24 protein-coding genes, 1 tRNA gene and 1 pseudogene are annotated in these 23,523 nt (G+C 37.7%); 19 read left to right on the top strand and 7 right to left on the bottom strand.

The features are described from left to right. The first annotated feature begins 705 nt into the window (after positions 1 to 705). The 9 genes from HF312_02695 to HF312_02655 all read left to right on the top strand — a co-directional run bounded on the left by HF312_02695 (position 706) and on the right by HF312_02655 (position 8,424). Positions 706 to 1,143: a hypothetical protein gene (locus HF312_02695; GenBank protein ID MCU7519094.1), complete on the top strand. Its 438-nt coding sequence runs from the start codon at positions 706 to 708 to the stop codon at positions 1,141 to 1,143. A gap of 20 nt (positions 1,144 to 1,163) precedes the next feature. Beyond that, positions 1,164 to 2,126 carry a hypothetical protein gene (locus HF312_02690; GenBank protein ID MCU7519093.1) on the top strand — a complete coding sequence of 321 codons (963 nt, stop codon included), beginning with the start codon at positions 1,164 to 1,166 and terminating at the stop codon, positions 2,124 to 2,126. A gap of 148 nt (positions 2,127 to 2,274) precedes the next feature. Then, positions 2,275 to 3,084, top strand: a complete 810-nt coding sequence (locus HF312_02685) for a hypothetical protein (protein ID MCU7519092.1) — start codon at positions 2,275 to 2,277, stop codon at positions 3,082 to 3,084. A gap of 282 nt (positions 3,085 to 3,366) precedes the next feature. Continuing rightward, the gene (locus HF312_02680; protein MCU7519091.1) at positions 3,367 to 4,275 is read left to right on the top strand and encodes a hypothetical protein; all 909 of its coding nucleotides are present in this window, start codon (positions 3,367 to 3,369) and stop codon (positions 4,273 to 4,275) included. Positions 4,276 to 4,489: 214 nt separating this feature from the next. Beyond that, on the top strand, positions 4,490 to 5,404 hold the full coding sequence (locus HF312_02675) for a restriction endonuclease (protein ID MCU7519090.1): 915 nt from the start codon (positions 4,490 to 4,492) through the stop codon (positions 5,402 to 5,404). Positions 5,405 to 5,605: 201 nt separating this feature from the next. Next, positions 5,606 to 6,658, top strand: coding sequence for a hypothetical protein (locus HF312_02670; protein MCU7519089.1), 1,053 nt, complete (start codon positions 5,606 to 5,608; stop codon positions 6,656 to 6,658). Continuing rightward, positions 6,624 to 6,998 (top strand): hypothetical protein, encoded by a 375-nt coding sequence (locus HF312_02665; protein ID MCU7519088.1) that lies wholly within the window; start codon positions 6,624 to 6,626, stop codon positions 6,996 to 6,998. Before HF312_02670 ends, HF312_02665 begins: the two co-directional genes overlap by 35 nt. A 149-nt stretch (positions 6,999 to 7,147) precedes the next feature. Further along, complete coding sequence (locus HF312_02660; protein MCU7519087.1) at positions 7,148 to 7,402, top strand: hypothetical protein; 255 nt, start codon at positions 7,148 to 7,150, stop codon at positions 7,400 to 7,402. A 32-nt stretch (positions 7,403 to 7,434) separates the two neighbouring features. Continuing rightward, positions 7,435 to 8,424 carry an ATP-binding protein gene (locus HF312_02655; GenBank protein MCU7519086.1) on the top strand — a complete coding sequence of 330 codons (990 nt, stop codon included), beginning with the start codon at positions 7,435 to 7,437 and terminating at the stop codon, positions 8,422 to 8,424. Positions 8,425 to 8,589: 165 nt separating this feature from the next. Here the strand turns inward: HF312_02655 and HF312_02650 are convergent, their stop codons facing one another. After that, a complete protein-coding gene (locus HF312_02650) occupies positions 8,590 to 9,684 on the bottom strand; it encodes a hypothetical protein (protein MCU7519085.1) in 1,095 nt (364 codons plus the stop codon). A gap of 129 nt (positions 9,685 to 9,813) precedes the next feature. Between HF312_02650 and HF312_02645 the strand changes: the two genes are divergently transcribed. The 6 genes from HF312_02645 to HF312_02620 all read left to right on the top strand — a co-directional run bounded on the left by HF312_02645 (position 9,814) and on the right by HF312_02620 (position 12,637). Next, positions 9,814 to 10,185 (top strand): hypothetical protein, encoded by a 372-nt coding sequence (locus HF312_02645; GenBank protein MCU7519084.1) that lies wholly within the window; start codon positions 9,814 to 9,816, stop codon positions 10,183 to 10,185. 1 nt (position 10,186) lies between these two features. After that, positions 10,187 to 10,339, top strand: a complete 153-nt coding sequence (locus HF312_02640) for a hypothetical protein (GenBank protein ID MCU7519083.1) — start codon at positions 10,187 to 10,189, stop codon at positions 10,337 to 10,339. A 242-nt stretch (positions 10,340 to 10,581) separates the two neighbouring features. After that, positions 10,582 to 10,809, top strand: coding sequence for a hypothetical protein (locus tag HF312_02635; GenBank protein ID MCU7519082.1), 228 nt, complete (start codon positions 10,582 to 10,584; stop codon positions 10,807 to 10,809). 52 nt (positions 10,810 to 10,861) lie between these two features. Next, a complete protein-coding gene (locus HF312_02630) occupies positions 10,862 to 11,269 on the top strand; it encodes a hypothetical protein (protein ID MCU7519081.1) in 408 nt (135 codons plus the stop codon). A gap of 58 nt (positions 11,270 to 11,327) precedes the next feature. Beyond that, entirely contained in the window at positions 11,328 to 11,849 is a 522-nt protein-coding gene (locus HF312_02625; protein MCU7519080.1) for a hypothetical protein, read from the top strand. A 104-nt stretch (positions 11,850 to 11,953) separates the two neighbouring features. Beyond that, positions 11,954 to 12,637, top strand: coding sequence for a hypothetical protein (locus tag HF312_02620; protein MCU7519079.1), 684 nt, complete (start codon positions 11,954 to 11,956; stop codon positions 12,635 to 12,637). Positions 12,638 to 12,938: 301 nt separating this feature from the next. On the opposite strand, the gene HF312_02615 is transcribed toward HF312_02620, so the two are convergent. The 4 genes from HF312_02615 to HF312_02600 form a co-directional block, all read right to left on the bottom strand. Further along, on the bottom strand, positions 12,939 to 13,460 hold the full coding sequence (locus HF312_02615; GenBank protein MCU7519078.1) for a hypothetical protein: 522 nt from the start codon (positions 13,458 to 13,460) through the stop codon (positions 12,939 to 12,941). Between the two features lie 668 nt (positions 13,461 to 14,128). Then, positions 14,129 to 16,174, bottom strand: coding sequence for a hypothetical protein (locus tag HF312_02610; protein MCU7519077.1), 2,046 nt, complete (start codon positions 16,172 to 16,174; stop codon positions 14,129 to 14,131). Beyond that, entirely contained in the window at positions 16,140 to 16,433 is a 294-nt protein-coding gene (locus tag HF312_02605; protein MCU7519076.1) for a hypothetical protein, read from the bottom strand. The genes HF312_02610 and HF312_02605 overlap by 35 nt, the downstream gene beginning before the upstream one ends. Positions 16,434 to 16,471: 38 nt before the next feature. Next, positions 16,472 to 16,921, bottom strand: coding sequence for a helix-turn-helix transcriptional regulator (locus tag HF312_02600; GenBank protein MCU7519075.1), 450 nt, complete (start codon positions 16,919 to 16,921; stop codon positions 16,472 to 16,474). A 249-nt stretch (positions 16,922 to 17,170) separates the two neighbouring features. On the opposite strand from HF312_02600, the gene HF312_02595 reads away from it, so the two are divergent. The 4 genes and pseudogenes from HF312_02595 (at position 17,171) to HF312_02580 (ending at position 20,800) form a co-directional block, all read left to right on the top strand. Then, the gene (locus tag HF312_02595) at positions 17,171 to 18,556 is read left to right on the top strand and encodes an ATP-binding protein (protein ID MCU7519074.1); all 1,386 of its coding nucleotides are present in this window, start codon (positions 17,171 to 17,173) and stop codon (positions 18,554 to 18,556) included. Between the two features lie 389 nt (positions 18,557 to 18,945). After that, entirely contained in the window at positions 18,946 to 19,098 is a 153-nt protein-coding gene (locus HF312_02590; GenBank protein MCU7519073.1) for a hypothetical protein, read from the top strand. A 79-nt stretch (positions 19,099 to 19,177) separates the two neighbouring features. After that, positions 19,178 to 19,630 (top strand): annotated as a pseudogene (locus HF312_02585) (recombinase family protein). Positions 19,631 to 19,936: 306 nt separating this feature from the next. Further along, positions 19,937 to 20,800: a hypothetical protein gene (locus tag HF312_02580; protein MCU7519072.1), complete on the top strand. Its 864-nt coding sequence runs from the start codon at positions 19,937 to 19,939 to the stop codon at positions 20,798 to 20,800. Here the strand turns inward: HF312_02580 and HF312_02575 are convergent. Both HF312_02575 and HF312_02570 read right to left on the bottom strand, forming a co-directional pair. Then, positions 20,762 to 20,833 (bottom strand) — tRNA-Asn (locus HF312_02575). The two genes, HF312_02580 and HF312_02575, sit on opposite strands and share 39 nt — an antisense overlap. Positions 20,834 to 21,137: 304 nt before the next feature. Continuing rightward, complete coding sequence (locus HF312_02570) at positions 21,138 to 22,769, bottom strand: ATP-binding cassette domain-containing protein (protein MCU7519071.1); 1,632 nt, start codon at positions 22,767 to 22,769, stop codon at positions 21,138 to 21,140. Positions 22,770 to 23,523 lie beyond the last annotated feature (754 nt).

Genomic DNA, 23,523 nt, shown 5'->3' with positions numbered 1-23,523 from the left:
TCTCACATTTGAAAAAGAAAAAGCCCCGAGAAAATCTCAGGGCTTTAATCGCTCCGCGAGCAGGGATCACGAACCTGCATCCCGAAAGCTTTCGGGATAACAGCCGAATGCTCTGCCCCTTTAAAAAGAGAAAAGCCCTGATGGCATTCAGGGCTTTATATCAGCTCCGCAAACTGAAAGCAATTAGAACCTGTTTTATGACCAGCAAGGACTTTAAGCCATATAAATATATTTTAAATTCTATGATTTTGAGCAGAAAACCCCATTTATAATGCATTCATGTCTTAGACCAAATATGCACTCTCTGAACCAGTTACTTGACGATCTCACGTTATAGTTAGCAAGACTGAAGCTGGGTAGTGACAATAAAAAGTCCACGCTGTACATCCCGTGCAGGGTGTACAGGCCAAAAGAAATGATTGTTGACAATAAAAGAATAATTTATAAAATTGCAATTGTCAATTCGCAATGCTACGAGAAGTATACTTACATTTTGAGCTACAGATGCACATCACAGCCCCAGCTTAATTTTTTGATTATTGATATTCATTTATGGATTATTATGCAGGGTAGAATTTATATTTCGGGTGCTTTCACTAATCTAAACTACGTCAAATGTAAACCAAACAATGAATGGCTCGATAACGATCCTCATTTTTGGTCAAATCCACCCACATGGGTATTTGTAGAACAGATTTCCGAAGAATGCTAAATAAAGACGACTATATATTTTTTGTCCTACCTAAAAATATTAAACTTCCTCAAATGATTTACGGGTATATTAAGATAGTTGAAAATATTCCACATTGTGAAGCTTTCAAAAGATTCCCCAACAAAAGAATGAGGAACAAGAATCCAAACGGGAACATTATAACAGATATTCGTGGGAATTATAATGACTATGATCAAGGTATCCATAAAGATCGGTTTGAGAGCATAAAAAACTATTACATTGTTGGAGATAAGACTCACTCTAGATTACTTAAAAATGAGGAAATAAAGCATCTTTCAAGGTACTTTTTACCTACACTTCAGAAGGTATTTAATTCTAAAGCTCCAGATGTGTTCTCAATAATCGGTAGAAAAGGTCGTGTTATAAACGAGACACAAATATCTGCGCTTTTAACTTGGCTAAACAACTAAAACAAATAAGGGAGCAAACAATGGGAAAAGAACTGGACATTATTTTAATCTCACTTCTATTTTTCTTTATATCAGGTAGTGAAAATATAAAGTCTGCTGAACGGCCATCTGCTTCCCTCAATATAACATATAAAGTAGCAAAACAAATTGTTGAAAACAAATATGAGTGTGAACCTGATACGGTTTTTATATCTAACTTAAGTTTAAAAAGAGCGATAATTGCTGTTATCAACCCCGAACCTTTACGAGAAAAGTTAATTATATTGACAGAATTTGCTAATAATTGGCAAGAAGAGATATGCATTGATTTATTGGATCTTCCTAAAATTGAGGATGCCGAAATAGTAAAGCTAGGTAACGTTGAATACGTTTATTATTGCGCAACTGGGTGTACTAAAGGAGGATGTTTTGCTGATTTTAATTTGGTTTCTATTCCGAAAATGGAGGAATATTCGATAGACTTTTTGGGTGAAAATATTGGTGAATATGATGAAATGTCCCAAATAGATCCTAACTTAAAAAATAATAAAAAGCTTTTAGGATACTTAGAAAAAAAAGTTACTTTATCCAAAATCTTTCATAAGAAGTCTGCTGCTGAGCTTGATATTAATTATTTCAAAAACTATAAAAAAAAATGGAGGATTAAGAATTCACATATTTATTCCTTGTTAACCTCCATAAAAGGTACTTGTGAAATCGTTTTTCCTCATTATACCGCGGACCTATTTAATACAGTGAAGCATGGCGATATTTGGGATAAAATAGAAAACTCCAAATACATCATAATTTCGTTCTACAAAGACAATATAATTGGATATGATAAAATCAAAAAATCTTATTTTGTGATTTGGGTTCCCGAAGACCCATATAGCTGGCTTCCAAATGTAAAATTTGTATCTGATAATATTATTAAGATGTTCGAGTCTGAAGATGATCCTTACATAGTTGATTTAGAGAAAAATACTATTAGCCATGAAAACTAATGGCGTCTATCAGAACCTTTGTACATCTTGGAGTGTCAAAATGCTTTTCCCAGCATTTAATCATGCTGACTTTTGATTTGGGTATTATATTAATGTTTCATTTCCCAATTTAATTCTCTTTTTCAACAAGGAATTTCAGGAGGTAAAAATGAATTATTCATCTTTCGAAAAGAAATCAAGATGGTATGATAACATAATTATAATTTTAGGATTATCATTTATTTTCCCACCGCTAGGATTAGTGCTATTGTTTAGATTTAAAGATCTAACTTACGAAGCAAAAATTCCTCTGGCAATCGCTGCCATTGTTTGTTTCTATATGGTGCTTAAACCATTAGTTTTAGATCCCATTGAAAAGATGCAAAGTGAAGCCAGCATGAGAGAAGCCGATTATTATCGCTGGGAGAATGAAGTAAACTCAAAAAATTTAAATTGTCCCTTTATCGGCATAAAAGGGAAACATCATAAACTCCATGAATGTTATTATCTCCCAGAAGAAATTGATGAAGTAAACAGCTACATTAGCATGGGAAAATCAGATGATCCCTCAAGAGAATTAAAATATAACTCACTTAGTAAAAAGCTGGAGCAGATACCTGTTATGGTTGAAGACAGCTTGGTAGTTAAATATGGGGATTATCTTAAGAATAAATCAAAATATTTGGCTGAAAAATCAATGAATGATAAAAAATTACAAGAAATAGATGACGCTAAGTCAATTTTAAGTGGTATGGAAGTGCTAACTTCCCGCATAGACAGAGGGGCAGACAAATATTACATTATACACCAATTATGGGAAAGTGCAGACTCTGACAAAAGATATCAGCTGATGCAATCAGTAGCAGATGCACATGCAGTTATAGAAAAAAAGGCAACTAAAATACAATTTATTGATGATTTAACAGGTAAAAAGATCGCTGAGGCTTCTCCAACTTGGGGAATTAGGGTATTTAATTAAAGCATGTATTTATATAATCACCCCAGAATATATGAATTTAGCCCCGTTTATTGACACAGGTTATAATTTCTCAAGCTGAGGCTTAGCTTCCTTGAATGAAATATTCAGGCTGTACAGCCTATAATAATAGTTTTAGAAGCTGAGCCCTATTGGTCATAGAAGTATTTCTTGAAGAGAAAATATAATCGGCAACAAAACTTCCATTAGGACAGTTGCCAGATCAGAACAGGTAATATGTTAATTCCATAAAGCTAAATAGATTCTAATTAATTTGGAGTAAAAATGAAAAACTTGCACCTATTCGGTATTCTCCTATGTTTACTTCTTCTTTCTTCCTGTACAAAAGAGCCTAAAGAGCAAATTATCGGCAAATGGAAAAGAATTAATGGGAGAGAAATTGTCCATTTTACATCTGAGGGGACGTTGCTGATTCAGATCGATAATTTTGATGCTCCTGAGAAACAACTACTTTCTGCCAAATATAATTTTATAAGTAAAGATGAAGTTTTTGTAAAGGCAGCATCTGGTTTGGAAAATGAATTACTTAAAATCTGGGTGAATAAAACTAATCTAGTAACAAAAGAGACAAAGAAGGAAATTACAACTAAATTTGTACGAATAGATGATGCCGATGCAGAAAATGTTTCAACGTTATTAAGATTAGAAAAAAAAATTTACTATTCTTGGGCCGACCTATATGATTACGGCTTTTTTAGTTTAAGATATTTTCTTAATACCCAATATTATAATTGCAATTATACAGGATATAGTACTGGATATGATCCCGAATATTCAGGTTTTCCAGATGGAGGCCTTTCGGAATTTTATGAAGGTGGGTATGGTTCTGTAGTAAGTCGAAGCGTAAGCAAGAAAGTGAAAATTTTCTCCGACTCTGAATATTTTAATAAATTCATGAGAAGTTATCAGGACACAAAATCACAAGCCGATAATTTCTTTTCTAAACTTACAAACCCGCAAAAAATTAAATTTACCAAACTTTGGAATCAATATGTTCAGGTTATTCAGGAAATCAAAAGCAATATAGATTCGTATAATAAGAAAGTCGACGAATATAATCAGGCAATCAAAAATATAAGTAATTCAGAATATTATGGGTTCCAACCCCGACCAAAGATCCAAATAGCCATTGAAGATGACCTCCTAAAGCGGGGTATGAAAAATAATAATTAGTTTGATTATATGCGCTAAGTGCATTTGCCTTAGCTTCTTTATCCTTAGGCAACTGTGCCGAGCTCCAAGGGTATTTTTGTTACAAAAATTTTATTATGACGGATATTTTCCGCCATAGTCCACCTAATGACTACATTTACAAGGAATATTTGTTGACAAAAAGCTTATTATTTCGAAAATTGCACCTATCAAAACAATAATCAGAGAGAAGAAAATGCCGATTCCTGATTTTCAATCCGTAATGCTTCCCTTGATGAAATATGCCAGTGATGATAAAGAACATACCCTGCGGGAAACAAGTGACTGCTTAGCAAAAGAATTTAATTTGACCGAAGAAGAGAAAACAGAATTATTACCCAGCGGAAGCCAGGCAATTTTTGATAACAGAGTTGGTTGGGCAAAAACCCACCTCTCAAAGGCAGGCCTGCTTTTTTCTCCGCGGCGTTCAGTATTTACTATCTCTGAAAGAGGGAAACAGGTCCTTCAGAGTAATCCCCCAATAATAAACATGGCTTTTCTTCGCCAGTTCCCCGAATATGTTGAATTTACAAAACCAGCCAGGAAGAATGGATCCCACTCGACCACAGGTAAAAACGAAGAAAGATTATCAGATAATACTCCCGAGGAAGCTTTAGAATATGCTTATCAGGAAATTAAAACCTCTTTGGCAGAAGAGTTACTAGGAAAGGTGAAAAGCTCTCCGTCTGACTTTTTTGAAAGGCTTGTTGTTGAATTACTCGTAAAGATGGGATATGGAGGCTCACTTAAAGATGCAGGGCGGGCGACACGGAAAGTAAAAGATGAGGGAATCGACGGGATAATAAAGGAGGATAAGCTCGGATTGGATGTTATTTATGTTCAAGCAAAAAGATGGGAGGGTTCTGTTGGAAGACCTGAAATACAGAAGTTTGTGGGGGCTCTTGCTGGGCAGGGTGCAAACAAAGGAATTTTTATTACCACTTCCTGCTTTTCAAATGACGCTCTAAATTACATTCCAAGAAATGACACTAAAATAGTTCTGATTGATGGCCAAAAATTAGCAGAGTATATGATTGAGTATAATGTCGGTGTTACTACTGTTAAAAGTTTTGAAATTAAAAAGATCGACTCCGACTATTTTGAAATGTAGGATGCGGCTTGGATTGTTTTCTTAGTTTTCAGAAGTATTTTTTGTTTTTGTGAATATCTGTTTTTCTCATTTATCATTAAAGAAATGACAAAATACCACTATAGAAATAAACCATATTACAATTCACATACTTATACCTCGTATCGTGATGAAATTCAATCCTATGTACGTAGAGAATTTTTTAATGTAGATAGAACTACTTTGCTACAAATTGCAGATTTGTACAAATCTCTTTATGGTCAAAAGCCATACAGCTATTTACTTGAGGCATATGACCATTGGAAGAAGGGGGAAAGAAAAGTCTCAGATCAAACTATGGCTCGCATCCTTAAATGTGTCCCCAAATTCCTTTCAAAAGAGAAAAGATTGTTTATTCTGAAGTCTGAGATTATTCAGTTCATTGATCGCCAACAAAAAAGATTTGAAAACAGATCTATTAGTTACTATAATATTGATGGCTTTTATAAGGACTTCGGTAATGCTATAGGTTCCTTCTCCAAGGAAGATTTACGTTGGTTCGTAAAGGATGTTTTTACAAAAGTTGAAATCGATACATATGTTGAAATTTCAAAATATGTTGTACAGAAGAAACTTGAACAGTCATATAACCAAGTAAAAAGTGATCTGCACATCTTATATTCAGAAATTAGCAAAATATCGCTTGGAATTGTAAGTGCATATTATGCAATTGACTTCTTTAAAGCTAAGGTAAGTTTGAGTAATTTTCCTGATATTAAAATGCAGTTAATAACCAAAGGCATCTCAGCACCAACATTAACTCATGATATGGATGAATGGATGCTATCCCACCTAATTGATGAAATATTAAGATTAACGTATATCCAAGAGTTAGGCAATATAAACCAGGAAATTAGTCGGAACGATCTAGGGCTGCTTTACAATCAATATAATGAATTATTATTAAATGATAAGGAGGCCCACATATCATCGGAATTTAAAGGAAAAGGTGGGGTTTTTTCAATTGGAATTCAATTGAAATCAAGGGCTAAGCTAAAACATTATTTCGTTCTGAGTACAAGTAAAGCGATAGCGTCCTTATCGGGATTTGTCTTGGAGATTTATTTATTATTCAAATTCAATTCTTTCAAGTATAGCGGCGGATTAAACTATTTATATATTATCATAGCAATACTTTTAATAATACAAGTATTTTCTGAATATAATAACGCAAAAACTTTTAGGATGGAGGCCATAATTTATGGAAGAAAACAAGAACAAATTAAAGCGAATTGATGAAATCCCTTCATCACTTGATTCATTAATTGGAAAGCTTGATAAAGAGAAACAAGATAAAATCATTGAGAAGCATTTTCAAAATAATGTTGACTTGGAAAGAATAAAGAATGAAAAAGTAATTAAAAGTCGTGTTGCTGAGCACGACTTGAAAATCGGCCAAGATAATTTAGAGGGGCTGACGGCAACAAACAGGTATTATACTCATTCTCAAACTGTTGAAACTGGCTCAGGGAAAATTGAAATTAAGGTGAGAGGTGGAGATACAAAATTTATAATCCCCATAGTAACAGTTATCGGAATTATTGTAATCATAATTCTGGCAATAATTTTTTTATAAAGGAGTAATTTTTTAATTAAATTGATTTTCCCTTATATCAAAAGTCTTCTTGTACTTACAATTATGTTGGATGAATAAGAGTTTTTCTAAACAATAGCATTTTGCAAATTAAACAACAGATCATCCTCCTCGTTCTACTGGAGAATAGCATGGACCGAGACAGTAAAAACCATTTTTATTTAGAGGTTGATAACATAAGAGTTACTTATATTCCATCTCAAGATAGAGCACCCAATCGGGACTGGGCTGGATGTGATGTCATACGTATTCAGGCAAAAAGAAATAACGAGGATAATTCTTTGCATCTTGGTGCTGAATTACCAATTGCATCGTCTGAAAGATTTATTGAGTTAATATCCTCTCTCTGCATGGTTTATAATGCTGGAAAAGAAAATGAACTTTAATAATCGTTTATCCAATAATTTAATAAAATAATATGCCCCTAAGATTAGAAACAAATGAAAAGGGTTATATCAAAAGAAGGGAATCTGATGATTTGGAGTTCAAGGAAAATTTTCATCTTGGGAATAACCTACTTGAATACCTTCGCTCATTAGTCGGAATGGCAAATAATCATGGTGGGAGAATCATCTTCGGAATAAAAGATAAGCCCCGAATTCCTGTTGGTATGACCAATGATAAATTTGTAACCTGTGACCCAGCCAAAATAAGCGCTTTGTTACTTGAATACTTTTCACCTTCACTTGAATGGGAAATGAATACTGTGGAATTTCAGGGGAAGAAGTTTGGAAGTCTGTCCGTTGAGGAAGCTGCTACCAAGCCTGTTGTATGTAAGAAAAATGGCGATAATACTTTACGTGAAAGTGCAATTTACTATCGCTACCGCGGACAAACAAGAGAAATCCAGTACCCCGAATTAATAAATATTTTAGCCAAAGAAAGAGAAAAGGAACGGCTGTTATGGATGCAGCATATTGAAAGAATTGCAAGGATAGGGCCACAGAATATTAATCTTTTAGACACTTATAATGGTGAGATTTTAACTGACAACAAAAAAATACTCCTTTCAGAAGAGTTATTAAGTAAAATAAAATTTGTCAAGGAGGGCCATTTTATTGAAAAAGGTGGGGCTCCTACCTTAACATTAATGGGTGAAATATCAGGCCTGGTTAATACTGAGACAATATTTCCCCCAGATAAAGCATATCCATATAGCTCAAATGACATTCAAGAAAAATGCAAAATCAATCAGTATGATTTTCAAGCGATTATTTGGAAATATAAAGTAAAAGGAAACCCCAAATACCATACTAAAATTAAAGCTGGTAAAAAATCTTGTCTCCATAAGTATACGGAAGAATTTTTGAGTCGTATACAAAATTTATTAAAGAGAAAGCCCCACATTCTAAAAATACTAAGAAAAGAATTTCGCAATGAAAGGCGGACTAAAAAAGAAACGGCATGACTTCTATGAAATAATTTAAGTTGTTAAGGCAGGTGGAAATTTACCAACCTGCCTTGTTTATTGAACAGTAGATTATAGTATGTTTCCGATTAGGAAATCATTCTGTATTCTTTTACATTTCCTTTTTAATGCAAATATCATAAATATGACTACATTATTCTCCTTTCAAAGGGAATATCTTGCGGCAATATATTTTCTCCAATCATCATCAAAAGCTTTAGTTTGTTCGATAGCTTTAGTAAGATCCTCTACATAGATATGTTGAAGTGGAGCAACATTACTTAAACAATTGTTCCATAAATTGATTATGTCTGTCTTCTTGCCTACTATCTGCTGTAATTCTAATAAATGATCTGGAACTTTATGCAAACTTATATTATTCTTAAATCCGATCGAGATTAAATCAATTTCCAGTGTTGGGTTGCTTTGTTTTATCGCATAAGCCAGAAGATACTGCCGCATCAGCTGATAAAATGGTCCCTGAAACGGGCAGCCATTATCAGATACTAACTTATTAAGATCAATTCCAGCTTTGTCCATAATTTGCCAGTAAGTACGATTTCTTAAAGGAGGATTACCTACTAATAAACAATTATTACTGGGATTACTTAATACGTCAACTTTGAGGCAGGCGTAATTTCCCTTCTTTTTAGCGTCGGCGCAGGCTCTACAACCTCCAAAATTCTTCTCGGTATATTTCCATTCAATTAATGTCAGATGATTTTTCGCGTCATCCGTCCAAAATATGGCGACATCGATACTTGTCCTGTTCTGTCCTCTCTTGCCATTGTCTGATTCTCCAAGAATCTTATATTCATTATTGTCTCCTGTATACTCAAATTCAACTCTTGATACATTTTTAATATTTGTAAATATATTCTTATGACTTTGGGATAGATTAGAAAGGGACTTGGTGGCTAAATTATGATCAAGGAATAATGGAAACAGAAAGTTAATGCAGCAAACCTGGGAACTCCTAAGGTTCAGAGACTCGCTGTGAAATTCAATGTTATTTGTCTTAAAATAGTTCTCAATTTCCTCATATTTTCCATAATAAACTTTATCTTCATATCCATCGGGCAATATATGTGGATAAAAATGCTCTGGCTTCTTAATAAATTTGCCGTACGAGACTTGTCCAAAATGCTTTTCCTTGAATTCACACTGTTTAATAGTTTCTGTCCGCTCAAAATCATTCATCCTGTTAAGCCAGGAGTCATCAATTAAAGTCTGGCCAGGTAAAATATGAAACGTCGCCATGCTTCCTCTCCTTTTTGAACCCAAATTAGATATTTTATTATAAAAAACATAAACTTATTTGCTCTCATTAGTAAAATCCTCTAATGTATTCGGTATAAGAGAATTAGTAAACAAACAATGGAGAATAACTTGGGTTCTAACATTCTTATACTCGACAGCATAGCAAATAATACGATGTTAAAAGAAATAACTTCTTTCCAGGCACTGCCTTTTAATTTAATATTCTGCAACTCAGCTACTGAAGCTCTTGAGATAATTAAATCCGAGCAGGTTTCACTTTTGATGGTCGGAGACGGCATTGTCATGCAAGCTGGATTTGAAATATTCCCTTATATCAGGTCCATCCCAACCATAATACTATGTGAGGCAGTTGGGTTTAATAGCATACTCAAAAAGGCATCGGGCAGCATACTCTTCCTTATACGTCCATTTGGTCTGGAGGGAATACCAGGAATGTTTGATGCAGCGCACCAGTTTCTAAAATCATGTAAGGAGGAGTAATATGTATTCACCCAAAATATCAAATGAAAAATTGCTTAAAAAATTGTACCAGCTAAAACAGACGAAGAAAAAACCCATTACAGAATTAGTCCAGGAGGCAATAGAACAGTATATCCAGAGAGAAGAGGATAAATCGAAGGGCGGTCCCAAGTAATAATACTGGGTAAAGGATAAGGCCCACACGCCTTTCCTTTACCCCAGATTTGGTATAAGAATCTTGTTCAGGAGTGGACAGAAGATTTCCGCCTGGACTGATTGTATATACTGGTATTTAGTTAACGGATTTATTAAGGTTTTAGAAAGGAATGTATATGTGTATTTATCAGCCAATGCCGAAGGTCTTAAAACAGACTTTACGCAAATTAGGTGAGTGTATCATTGAAGCAGGTAAACCCCTTGCAGCTTCAACCTATGAGGCCGCCAAAGGATACCTGGGAAAGCTTAGAGGAAGTAGAAGTGAAAATGGCACTCGTAGTTATAAGAATTATTAAGGCGGTCCTGACCGTCGTAGAAAATGAACTGGAAGAAAGGAAATCTAAAAATGAGAATAGATTGCAGGAATATAATCCGCCCGATGACTACTATCGTAATCGAGATACTGATAGCGATTCTATCTGGAAATAATAAATAAAAAGACTGGAGGTTTAACATGCACTTTTTAATCGTTCACGGACATATGGATTGTGATGTGGATGCAGCTGAACTTGTATGCAACAGCTTAAGACAAAGAAACATTGAAGCTTCTGTCATAACAGACGAGGAGTTTATTAGAAGCTACAGGTCAAACGGATATTTCATCATCTCAATTGGCGGACCTAAGGTAAACCGCATTACCAGGAGAGTCCAAGAAATATATCAAAGGGCACTCGATGTCTCACAATATGACATTTGTTGGGCGTATGGGTCCAAAGGCACTGGTGTTAAAAGCAATGCTTATCACCTGAACAGCCCCTGCATTGCCATATTTGGTCCCCAGCAAAATGATACACTTCACAGTATAGAAAGCTTCATTTATGACGGACTCTTGGATCGTATTATCGAGGAGCCAAAGTCCTGGCAGGGCAAATTGGTTGAGTCCAGATGATGACTTTAGGGCAGGATAGTTCCTGCTCTTTTTTATTATAATTATAAAAGGAGGATTTATGAAGAGGCTTTTTCTGCTCTTACTTCTCTTGCCGCCTGGCATTTGGCTCATTTTAAGCCAAGTAAACTACCAGCACACCAAAACCTACCCTGCACAACAAATAAGCCCCGAGGTCATAGCCTGGATCGAAAAGGAGGCCCACGGGAAACAGCTTGCTGGCATTGAAGACATTTGTGACTTCTCCAACCAGATTGTATCGGAGCATCTAAGCTACCGATACTCTTCTTCAGTGCGCAATCCGAACCTTGCCTGGCAGACCAGAAATGTAAACTGCCTAGGGTATGGATCTTTGCAGGCGGCGGTCATCACTTATCTGCTCCAGAAGTATAAGATTCAGGACTGGTACGCCGAACAACATTCCTGCCGCACACGCATAGGGAATTTCTGGTTAGGCTCACTATCCCCCGAGTTAGGTTATCACACCTATTCGGCGGTGATTAACAGAAAAACCCATGAGAAGATTATTCCTGATGCCTGCATGTATGACCTGATAAGAGCTGCATACAATAAAGAGCTATAACCAGCAATGAGTGTTAAACATAAATAAACGCAGTATTCTTGCTTTAATATCCTTAAAATAATATCTTCCTCTCACGTTTTATCTTTTAGTTACAAGGAGTTTCTATGTCAATTCATAATTTTAACCTTGCCTGGCACCCTCTTGGCACTCTTAATAATCCCATAACATCAGATCCATTGTTTAACAAATTTGGGGTTTATTTATGGATTTACATAGGGAACCCAAACAGGATCATTTATGTAGGGACAGCATGTTCAGGTTTAGGCTTCAGAGGTAGGACCGCACAGCATGTGGGGAATGCTTACTTTGGATTAGGATCTTTTTTCAGACTAGTTGAAACTGAGGACCCATATACATACTATAAAAAACTTGGAAGTGATTTTTTTGCATTAGTCCATCAAAGACAGTTATATTCTCCCGCCTACCCTCATACCTTCGGGGACTGGGAAAGAAAGGAAATAAATGACTTTCTATCAAAGGTAGAGCTTTGGGTGTGCCCTGTAGAGAATAATGAAAACTTTAAGACTAAAGAAGTGGCTAAATATCTTGAAACCCAAATACAGTATGTTCTAAAGAAGGCTTTCAAGCTCACATATGGTGAATGTGATAAAAGTAACAATTCCTGGTTAGGAAAGATGGAACATTTGTACAAAACCGATTTAATCGATTACAAGTTTTATTTTTCAAATTTCCCTAACTTGGATACTCATGAAATATCCCTACTAAAAAATTTAACAGATTACATAGATAAAGATCCATCCACCAGAGGTAAAATAATTCGTGAGTGAAATAATCCCTGAAATTGAATTCACCGTAATCTAAATTATTTTTGAGCTCTATATAGACATTTTATGATCACCTAAAAAATTTTCTATTTGGGTTTTATAATCCTAAAACCACAGTAACTTTTGCTGGAGCGCTAAAAGAAGACAAAAATGTTAGGGCACCAAAAAATTGGAGGAGCTAAATAGGGGGTATGTAATTCCATTTGATTGCTCAGGTGCAAACAGAAGGTACGGGTACCCCTTCACAATTCCCGCAAAAGAAAAGTTCGGCTTTGCCAGCGTAAATTCTGACAAAGCCTTTTACCTATGACCGTCCGACATATCTGACCTTTCCTGACAATGGATCCCAGTAAGTGCAGAATCCTTTATCATTCTTTAGCAGTTGGAATCTCTTCCTTAATTCTCCTTCTGGCGTGTAGTCCGTCGCTTTGATGCTCTTCTCGGGCGTCCAGTCGTTTGGGTATGCAAAGAGAAGTTCCTCTTCGCCGCCGTAATTTGGGCTTAACCATGCAAAGGTGAATTCATCAATAGACTCTTCAAACCATGCTAGTCTTGCCCATTCAAGCCAGTCTGCTTTTATGATCGGACCATCTAACATGTGGAATAATGTAAAGTCGGCTGAGAGCGAAAGATTATTCTCCACCAGGGATTTCACGTAGATCATCATGTCATCCCATACCATAAATCCAATACGATCCAGCTCGTCACTATCCGAGCAGTGGGTTTTGTTGGGTAGGTTGTATAGGAAAGCTTCATAGCCTCCCTTGAAATTAGTTTTTATTGCGTGTGTTCTTATTATGACCGAATAGGCTTCTGCCAGTACCATTCATTTTACCTCCTTTTATTTGTTGTATATCCAATCATGTATAAGTTCTGGAGTAGAAGTGTTTGTTTGTTCCTCTACTCTCTCTTTTTCCGCCCTTGCATACTGAGACACCTTGCTCTCCATGCTGCCGAACTGAAAGTCTGGCGGGCGGTTGTAAAGTTTTTTAAGTTTAAGGTAAGCCTGTTCAGCTTTGCTGTTTAAGGCTTGGGTGTTAAATCTAATTTTTTCATTGTTATTTACCTCCTCAAAAAATTTACCATGGTAAGAATTATCTTTTCCATGGCCTTAAATGGTCAATACCTGCTAACCCATGTACACGCTGTACAAGCTGTACATGTCATTAATAGGGGGGTTTTGTTGTGCATCATCGGCATCGGCTTGCTTTCCCTGCGCAACAAGCGCACCCAAAGTGCCTATAGTGCCTGTCCAAAAGTGGAACCTTTCTATAACTATATTGTTTGCTCTTATTTTCACCATTAAATACACATATTTTACTTTTTCCCATTTTTATGTATTTCAACAGGCACAACAGGCATTTTAGGTAAATTCTTTGAATATGACATGTTTTCAAAGCATAAAGTGCCTGCCCGTCACCTAATAGGCAGGCACTTCAGCAGACAGGACAGGCACATTTCAGACGCTTTTTGTTGCGTTGGCGCCTGTTATGGCTATGACTGCCCGTTCAGATGCCTGTCGGTAAAAAGGTCAACAGGCACTTTAGGGGTTTGGTAGTTGGGCTGTCTGCTTATTAAATCCAACCAAATCTTCCCCAGTTTGTATGAATAAGGGCGCCTTCCGTTTATCTGCTGGTACTTGTCAGCCTTTTCATTTGCCAGATACTGCTTTTTCTGAAAGTACTGGATTACCTTTACCTTATTTACATTATAATTCCTGACGGCATCATCAAAGAATTCTGAAGGAATTAGCCCTGATTTTATGAAGGCATTGTACTGCCATGACGGGTCAGTTATCCTGCTTTCAAAAAGGTCTATCACCCTGTCAGCTTCTGCTTCAATGTCAGTAAGGCTGTTATTGAAGAGCTTTTTCTCTTCATCTGTAATCGGCACACTAATTGAGTACCTGTAACCTCCTGTGCTTAGATTCTCAAAGACATTTTTCAGTTCGGTGCGAATATAATACCCCAGCCTGTCAATTAGCTTTTCCTTTATTCTCGGATCAAATGTATTTCTGGATTTAACCTGAAAGACGAAGAACTGATTATTTTTTTCGTCTGTCGGCAGTTCATCCCGTGAGACATAAATGGGCAGATCATCGTTTGACAGAAGCATTATATTCAAATTATTTCTGACCAGATACTGCGGTATATATTTTTTATTCACCTCAACGAAACCCTGTCCCGAGAATTTTTTCAGCATCTGGTACTGGACTTTACCGTCGGAAGCAGATTCATCGATGTAGACGAACTTTTTTTCTGCAAAGGGATTGAAACTGCCCTTAATGTCGCCAGCCACGGTAGACAGCGTCGGATAAATTGCCTGTATCATCTCAGCAAAGGTATTTTTCCCAGCGCCGCGCGGACCAGTCAGGATAATGGTCGGAAGTTTTTCATAATTAGTGTAGCAGAATACAGCCAGCCATTCTTTGATGAACTGTTTATGCCGACCAAACATCTCTTCAAGATAGTTCTCAATAAACTGATTATCTCTTGTCCTTTCAGCAATGGCCTTAACTTTCACCGTAAAAATCCCCGATCCTGCATCAGCTGAATATTCCGATTCATCTACCGTGAGATCACCCACATAGTCAATGCGGTCCAGGCGGTGAAGGTCTTTGTTTTGAACCAGATAATCATAATAGCTGTCTTTCTGCTCTTTTGTCTTTACCTTAACCTTGCTGTAGAATTTCTTTTCCCCGATTAGCTCCAGTGAAAAGGTATCATTCACGATGCCAGCTTCAAAAATTCCCGTACCTGTGGACCAGAAATCGCGGCACCTTAATTCCTTTATATCTTTGCTCTGTATTTTCCAGTAAGTTCTTCCGCAGGATGAGCAATGAATGAAGTGATTAAAACTGTCCCCTGAATATGCCAGAAATGCCGAGGGGCTGTTGTCATCGTGGAATGGGCAGTAAATGGGCTTTGTTTCACCGTCGGCTAATTCAATGTCTGTTGCCCTTTTGCTTTCTCCCGTAGGCAGAGTCACTTCAAATTCGTCATCCCAGGCATTATTTATTTGGGGTCCTACATCGACCTGATAATTCTCTCCGCTGAAATGGGCTGAATAATAAGAGTCCTCCCTGCTTCCGAATATGAATCTTTCACCACCTAGAACCTGGTCGTCTGACTTCGGGAAAAGGTCTTTGTAGATCCTTGCAGTTATTTCTTCATAATTCTTTAGTGTGAATACAGGTCTGCTAAATGGTAGGAGAATGTGGAAGCGGTGTGCTTCATCTGTGTGGCGCTTGCTCGTGATAAGAGCATAATTTAGATTGTGGTCCTTAAGAATTTGCTCGGCTTTTTCGATTGTCCAGCCGTGCTTGTCAATGTCGACGACGAAAGCCGTGGCATAAGAGTAATTGCCCTGCGCCCTTGTTCCATTCCATATTATTGGGCTGAAGTTCTTCGATTTGAAAGTCTTCTCCAGATCTGAATATGGGGTGACTTCACTTTTAAAATGAATATTATCCCATGTGTCGTATGTTTTTTCTTTTACAGATAATTCAATTGAATCCTTTCTTTTTGTTGTGTAATTCATTGTTAGATGTTGATTTAGATATTGATAAAGAGAGACTGTGGCAAAGAGATTTTAAGGATTTTATTGCTCTTGCATGCTTTACGGGCTCAATTGTAGTCAGTTCGGAATAATATTCCTTTATAAACTGATGGAGCTCTGGTGTCTCTCTGAATAGGAAGGTGGTAAAACCGCCTTCACGGTAATAATCTACCAGGTCGTAGTTTTTGGCCATTGCCGCCGCGGCCAGGTAGAAATCCTGCGTAACGAAGTGTCTTTCCATCTGTGATTTTGATTAGAAGTTAATAAACCCTGTTCGGGTTATTTAGGGGTATTTTGGTTGTGCCCTAACTTTCGAGAGATAAATCCAATTATCTCACTGTTCTCCATGAGCTCCTGGCTTAAGGAATGCTCAATGTGAAGAAAAATAAATTTAATGAGTCTCTCGGAAAGCTCATCATTATTTAAGGATGAGTACCTGCCTGACTCATTTAAGTATTCAAGGAAGGCCTTAATGAAAGGCTGCCCGTTTATTTTTATTTTAAAAATCCAACTGTTCGGGACAAGATTGCGCAACCTCTGAACTTCTGTCTCGGCCCTGACAATTTTAGGACTAACCTCAAGCACCTTTGCTATCTTTGCAATAAGCTCATTAGTAAGAGGTCGGGTACCGTTCTCAAGATGAGTATAGTGCGCTCTTGAAATGCCGAGCTGTTTTGCTACCTGCTCGCCCGTCAGCTTTCTCTGTTTTCTTATGGTCATTAGTGACATAGAACTTTTATATGTTTATTTAATAAATATAATAAATTATTATGAATGTGTCAAGCACATTTATAAAATTTTAAATATTTTTTAAATCGATGAAACTATTTCAATAAAAATATTGCTTATGTACATGTGAGTTGAACGTTTTAATTCAAAAACTATCGTTCGCAAAATCAATTTGATTGTAATGAAGGGATAGTAACATAACAACACAAATCTGTACAAGTGTACAGCTTGTACAAGAAAGGAGAACATATGAGTGATAATTTTACTACCGATGATCTGAATGAAACTTCAGATGAACAGAAAGATAAGAACCCTCAGGAAGAATCTGCCAAGAAAGAATCTGCCGAGGAGGAATCTCCCGAAGAGGCCTCTCTGGTAATGTTATTTGGGGTGCCGTTCCATGTGACGGTTAGAAGCGGGGTAAAAAAGTATAAGTCGGTAATTACAATCGACAAAGAATTCAGCGACCATGATTCGGCGATGGAATATGCAAAGTCTTTATCAAAAGCATCAGGGCAGGAGGCATCGGACATTGAAGACAAAGATGGAACTGATCAAAGTGACGGCAAAGATTTACTTCAGATGATTGCCTCTTTCATTAAAAAGTACGTTTATCTCGAAAGAGAGGAAGAGTATTTCTTGGTTTCTGTTTATTCGGTGCTGACTTACTGCTTTGAAATGTTCAATCGCATTCCATATCTGAACATCACTGGAGAACAGGGCACAGGCAAGACCACACTTATGCACGTTATGGGATTGTTAGTTGCAAAGCCGCAATTCTTTTCTAATACAACCGACGCTTCAATTATCAGAGTCGTTAATGAGCAGAAGCCAACCCTGTTTTTAGATGAGGTGGAAAATTTAGGCAGCCATGTCAGCACCAACCTTCAGACCTTCCAAATAATCAACTCTGGGTATGAGAAAAATGGCAAGGCGGTAAGGACCATAAAAGGCGATACAGTCGAGTTCTCGACATACTGCCCCAAAATACTGGGAGCAATAGCCCGCCTTATCCCTACAATCGAAGACAGGTGCCATATCCTAAATATGCATTCGGCTAAAGGGGCCCAGATCAAACCATTTCTTAACACCGCGGCAGATCAGGCAGAAACCACCAAAATAAAAGCCTTTATCTATTCGTGGCTAAAAGAAAATGGGAAGGCGGTTTATGAGCACTCAACTTTGCAGAGCGGCATCTATATTAACCCCCTAATTAAAAACAGAGACCTGGATAAATGGTTTCCCTTGCTTGTCTTGTCACAGATCTTAAGCTCTCCAGGAAACGATTATCTCGCCATGCTGAATAACTATGCGAGAGAGATAATTATGAAAAAGAGTGAGGCCCAGGCCACTAAACCTGAAAATGTATGCAAATGCGTGATAATTGACTTTATTAAGTCGAACAAGACCGATGTAAATAAAGTCCCCAAAATGGACAGCAACTTTTACTATGTCTTGGCAGAGGAGTTTACCGTCGAAGTAACTGAGAAAGACAAAGTGAATTCTTACACACACCAGGCAGATGTGACAAAAGCCTTGAAAAGAGCAGGGATACAGTCTTCCAGACAGCGGTTTGCTCCTAATTTCCCAGATGCCGTAATCGTCTACAGGGTACCAGTTGATCTTGTAGCTTAAAACCCTTTTCAAGTAACATTAAAATATTCTGTTTGAAAAATTGGTAGGCTTCTACAAGGGAATTCTATGCTCTTTTCGGTAAGAACTTAAACTAAAGGACTCATTTATGTACAGTAATCGTAAGGAGGATATATGTTATAAAAGTACAATATAAAATTTTTCATTTAGATGTAACCTTTAATTGGCTATTATTCGCAGGGTTAAAATAAAGAAAGTAGTTTAACCTGATAGGCTGGCTTTTTTGTGCTATCGCCGCATTGAAAGAAAAAGACCAGCTTAGAACCCAGGTGCATTATGATAAGTGCGGATAGTCATAGCGCCTACAAATGGGCCGTCATTATACAGGAGTCAGATAGCACTTATACTGACGGTATTTCCAGAAGACAACAATGATTATTAAGGATAATGAGCTAAGGGAATTTCAGGAATTATATAAAAAATATTTTGGTGAAGAAATTTCCGCTTCAGAAGCAACTGATAGGGCTTCAAAATTGTTAAGCCTCCTTAAGGCGGTTGTTTCCACAAAGAACAAAGCTCTGTAATTGAATTAGGTGATGGGTTTTTGAGCGGCCCATCACCTTATAATTAAAATTTCAATAAAAGTATGTGGGAGAAAAGTAAATGGGTAACAAAGTAAAATATTTTTTATATGCCCGTAAGTCCTCGGAAACTGAGGACAGGCAGGTAGCGTCCATCGATTCGCAGCTAAAAGTTCTAAAAGAACTTGCACAGGAGAGAGGGCTTGAAATTTCTGACGTCCTGACAGAATCAAAGTCGGCTAAGGCGCCTGGGCGTCCAGTCTTTAACAAGATGATTGCAAGAGTTCACGCAGGAGAGGCCCAGGGAATTTTGTGCTGGAAACTGGACCGTCTATTTAGAAACCCAATTGATTTTGGAAGTATAAGCTGGATGCTTCAGCAGGGTATAATAAAACACATACAGTGCAGCGACAGAAGCTACTACCCAGAGGACAATGTTCTTCTGATGAGCGTTGAGCAGGGAATGGCAAACCAGTTTATAAGAGACCTGAGCAAAAATACCCAAAGGGGGCTTAAGGCAAAAGCAGAACGCGGATGGTACCCCGCGCAACCTCCGCTTGGCTACCTGCATAATCCCCTAAAGAGAAAAGGTGACAAAGAAATGGTTAAAGATCCCGTTACATTTGATGCCACGCGAAAGATGTTTGATTTGATGCTGACAGGAGCCTACCTGCCATCACAGCTTGTAAGGTTGGTCGATAGCGAAATGGGGCTCAGAAACAGGTTCGGAAGGAAAATAGGTAAAACAACTGTTTATCAGATCTTAAGGAATCCCTTCTATTATGGCTACTTTGAATACCCCAAAAAAAGCGGTAACTGGATAAAGGGAAAACATGAACCTATGGTTACAAAAGAAGAATTCGACAAAATTCAAAGGCTTCTCGATCAAAGATACAAGCAGAAGCCAGAAGCAAAAGAATTTGCTTTTACAGGTGCTATTAAGTGTGCAGAATGCGGATCATCGATAACAGCCGAGGACAAAGTAAAGCACCAGAAAAACGGGAATGTCCACAGCTATACATACTATCACTGCACCAAGAAGTTAAAACCAGACTGCTCGCAGAAGACGGTTGAAGTAAAAAGCCTTGAAGCCCAGATTTCTGATGTGCTTGAAAGCATCACTATTCCAGAGGACTTCATCTCGTGGGCTATGGAAATGCTAAAAAAGGATGCTATGAAGTCTATAAGTGACAGAAAGAATCTGCTTAAGGCCCATCGCACTGAATTATCAGTTATCCAGAGAAATGTGGATAAGCTTATTGATCTGAAATTAAGCGGGACACTCAGTGACTCAGAATTTCTGCAGAAAAAGGCGCAGTTTAAGGACAGGGAAATAGAGCTGCAAGCTTTGGTTAGTAAGCTTGAGAAGGATGAATCGGCCGATATGGAATCGGTAGAAAGTCTGATGAGGTTTGGCCAGGCAGCCAACGAAGCATTTAAAAATGGGACGATTGAACAGAAGCGTATGATTTTAAAGTCACTTGGCTCGAACCTCCTCTTAAAGGACAGAAAGCTTATAATTTCGCTAGAAAAACCAATTTTGCTGATAAAAGAAATCAATGATTCACTAAAGGGTAATGAGGCTGAAAACAGTCCGCTCGAACCTGTGCAAGTACCAATAAAAAAAGGGACTTACAGTGATTCTATCACCATAAATCCCTTGGTGCTCCGCGAGCAGGGCTCGAACCTGCAACCCTTCGGTTAACAGCCGAATGCTCTGCCATTGAGCTATCGCGGAGTGTAAAAATCAAAATCTATGTTTTCCGCTTTTCGAACCTGCATCCCGAAAGCTTTCGGGATAACAGTCGAATGCTCTGCCATTGAGCTATCGCGGAGTGTAAATCAAATTTTATGTCGAGCAAAAATTTGAGTTATAAAAATATGTAATTAATCGCTACTTGTCAAGCTATAAAAGGATTAATTTTTTAATTAATCCCAATTTTCTTCAGATAAATTTAAGCTAATTATTTTTTTCTTTAGAATCTATTGAAAAATTTTGTTTTCCCGGAATATTTGCCGTTAAGCACATGACCAGCTGTTTCTCAGAGGTCAATCGCAGAAGCCTGGTATACTTCAATGTGGAGCCTTTTGATTTCCGGGTCATTTAAATACTCGTCAAATGTCATGTTCCTGTCAATAATTCCGGTTGGTATGATTTCAATTATCCTGTTTGCAATTGTATGAATAAACTGATGATCGTGTGAACTGAAAAGGATGGTCCCGGGAAAATCTATCAGACTTTTATTCAATGCAGAGATCGATTCAAGATCAAGGTGATTTGTCGGGCCGTCAAGCAGCAGGACATTTGCGCCTGTAAGCATCATTTTGGCAAGCATGCAGCGTACTCGCTCACCTCCGGAGAGTACATTGGCTTTTTTTAAGGATTCCTCTCCGCTAAAAAGCATTCGTCCAAGAAATCCCCTTATGTAAGTCTCTTCCTTTTCTGCCGAGTATTGGCGCAGCCAGTCGATGAGGTTCAAATCAACATTAAAAAAATCAGCATTGTCCTTGGGGAAATAGGCTTGTCTGGTTGTAGTTCCCCATTCGAAACTGCCTTTATCAGCTTTTTCTTTCTCCATAAGAATATTAAGCAGCGTAGTTTTTGCCAGGTCATTGGGCCCCACAAGGGCAATCTTATCCCCCTTATCCACCTTTAAGGAAATATCATTCAGAAGTATCTCTTCGCCGTAGAATTTGGTGAGATCCTTAATATCGAGCAGGTTGTTTCCGGCTTCACGTTCCTGCTTAAAAGCAATATAAGGCATCTTGCGCGAGGAGGGCTTTATGTCCTCAAGTGTAAGGTTTTCAAGCTGCTTTTTTCTGGAAGTTGCCTGCTTGGACTTTGAAGCGTTGGCGCTGAACCGGGAAATAAACTCCTGAAGTTCAGCCCTCTTTGCTTCAATTTTTTTGTTTGCATCCCTGGCCTGCTTTGCCGCAAGCTGGCTGCTTTCAAGCCAGAAATCGTAATTCCCGGTGTACATCTGAATTTTTCCAAAATCAATGTCGGCTGTATGCGTACATACCTGGTTAAGGAAGTGCCTGTCGTGCGAAATAACAATAACGGTGTTCTTAAATTTCTCAAGAAACTCTTCAAGCCACTGTATGGAAATAATATCAAGGTGGTTTGTAGGTTCATCCAGAAGCAGTATATCGGGGTTCCCGAATAATGCCTGCGCCAGGAGGACCTTTACCTTCTCATTTCCCGAGAGGTCCTTCATGAGTTTTTCATGAAGGTCATTGCCGATCCCAAGTCCATTTAACAGTTCAGCCGCCTCGGATTCAGCTTCCCAGCCGTTTAATTCTGAAAATTCACATTCAAGTTCTGAAATTCTTATTCCGTCTTTATCGCTGAATTCAGCCTTAGCGTACAGTTTGTCCTTTTCTTCAATAATTGAGAACAGCTTCTGGTGCCCCATCAGTACGGTTTTAATTACCTGAAACTCATCATACTGGAAATGGTCCTGCTTTAATGTGGCAAGCCTGTCCCCGGGAGTAATAATGACTTCTCCTGAGCTTGGCTCGATCTCACCTGAAAGGATTTTAATAAAGGTGGATTTGCCTGAGCCATTGGCGCCAATAATGCCGTAGCAGTTGCCGGGAGTAAATTTCAGATTAACTTCTTCAAATAATGCCCTTTTACCAAATCTGAGTGACAGATTACTAGTACTTATCATATATTTTTTCTGTTGTATTTAAGGTTAAAGATAGTTTGTTCATACTGATCAGCACATAGCTTTTGGTAACTTTTTCTCACCAGGTAATTTTGCATGTTAGATTATCTGCAAAGAGGATTAAGAGCAGGTTAGGCCAGGTCAACTATAAAAATGAAGAGGGAAAAACCAGAATTCATTTGCTAATCGCGCAGACTATAAAAATTTGCAGTTCTAAAATACTAAATATTACACCCGGTTACAATCCGGAATTCACTGCATTACGGATTCCCGGTCTGCCAGACCGGGATTTTTTGTTGCGAACGTGAATTTTATTCCGCATTGCTTCAAAAAATAATTGACAAAACTTAATATTTTAATTAAAATTACATGCAGGAAAAAAATTTTAGCAACAAACAGAGGAGATACTGTGGACGATTCTGGCGGTGATAAGCGTTGCTTATTTTGCTCGAAGAATTTATCCCGATATTCCAGGGAAGTACAATCTCCGGGTTTGAGGCTGATCTTTTTCTGAACTCCCTATTTTAATCCCCGGTTAGTGCTTCCAGCGAATTTGTAAAGATTGCATCTATCAAAATTTCGGAGCAGGAATAATCTTTTTTGTTCCAATTCCAATTTTTACAAGTGTAACATCTCTTCTGTCTCCAGGCGTTTTGCTTAAAAAGACATATTGGGAACCTGTTTTCCAGTGCCTTTTCTTGCTGCTATTGGTTTTGTAATTAAGCCGGGATACGGTGTATCAATGCCATGGATTAAA

Source organism: Ignavibacteria bacterium (assembly GCA_025612375.1).
GTDB lineage: Bacteria > Bacteroidota > Ignavibacteria > Ignavibacteriales > SURF-24 > JAAXKN01.
This window is presented reverse-complemented; position numbering and strand designations above follow the sequence as displayed.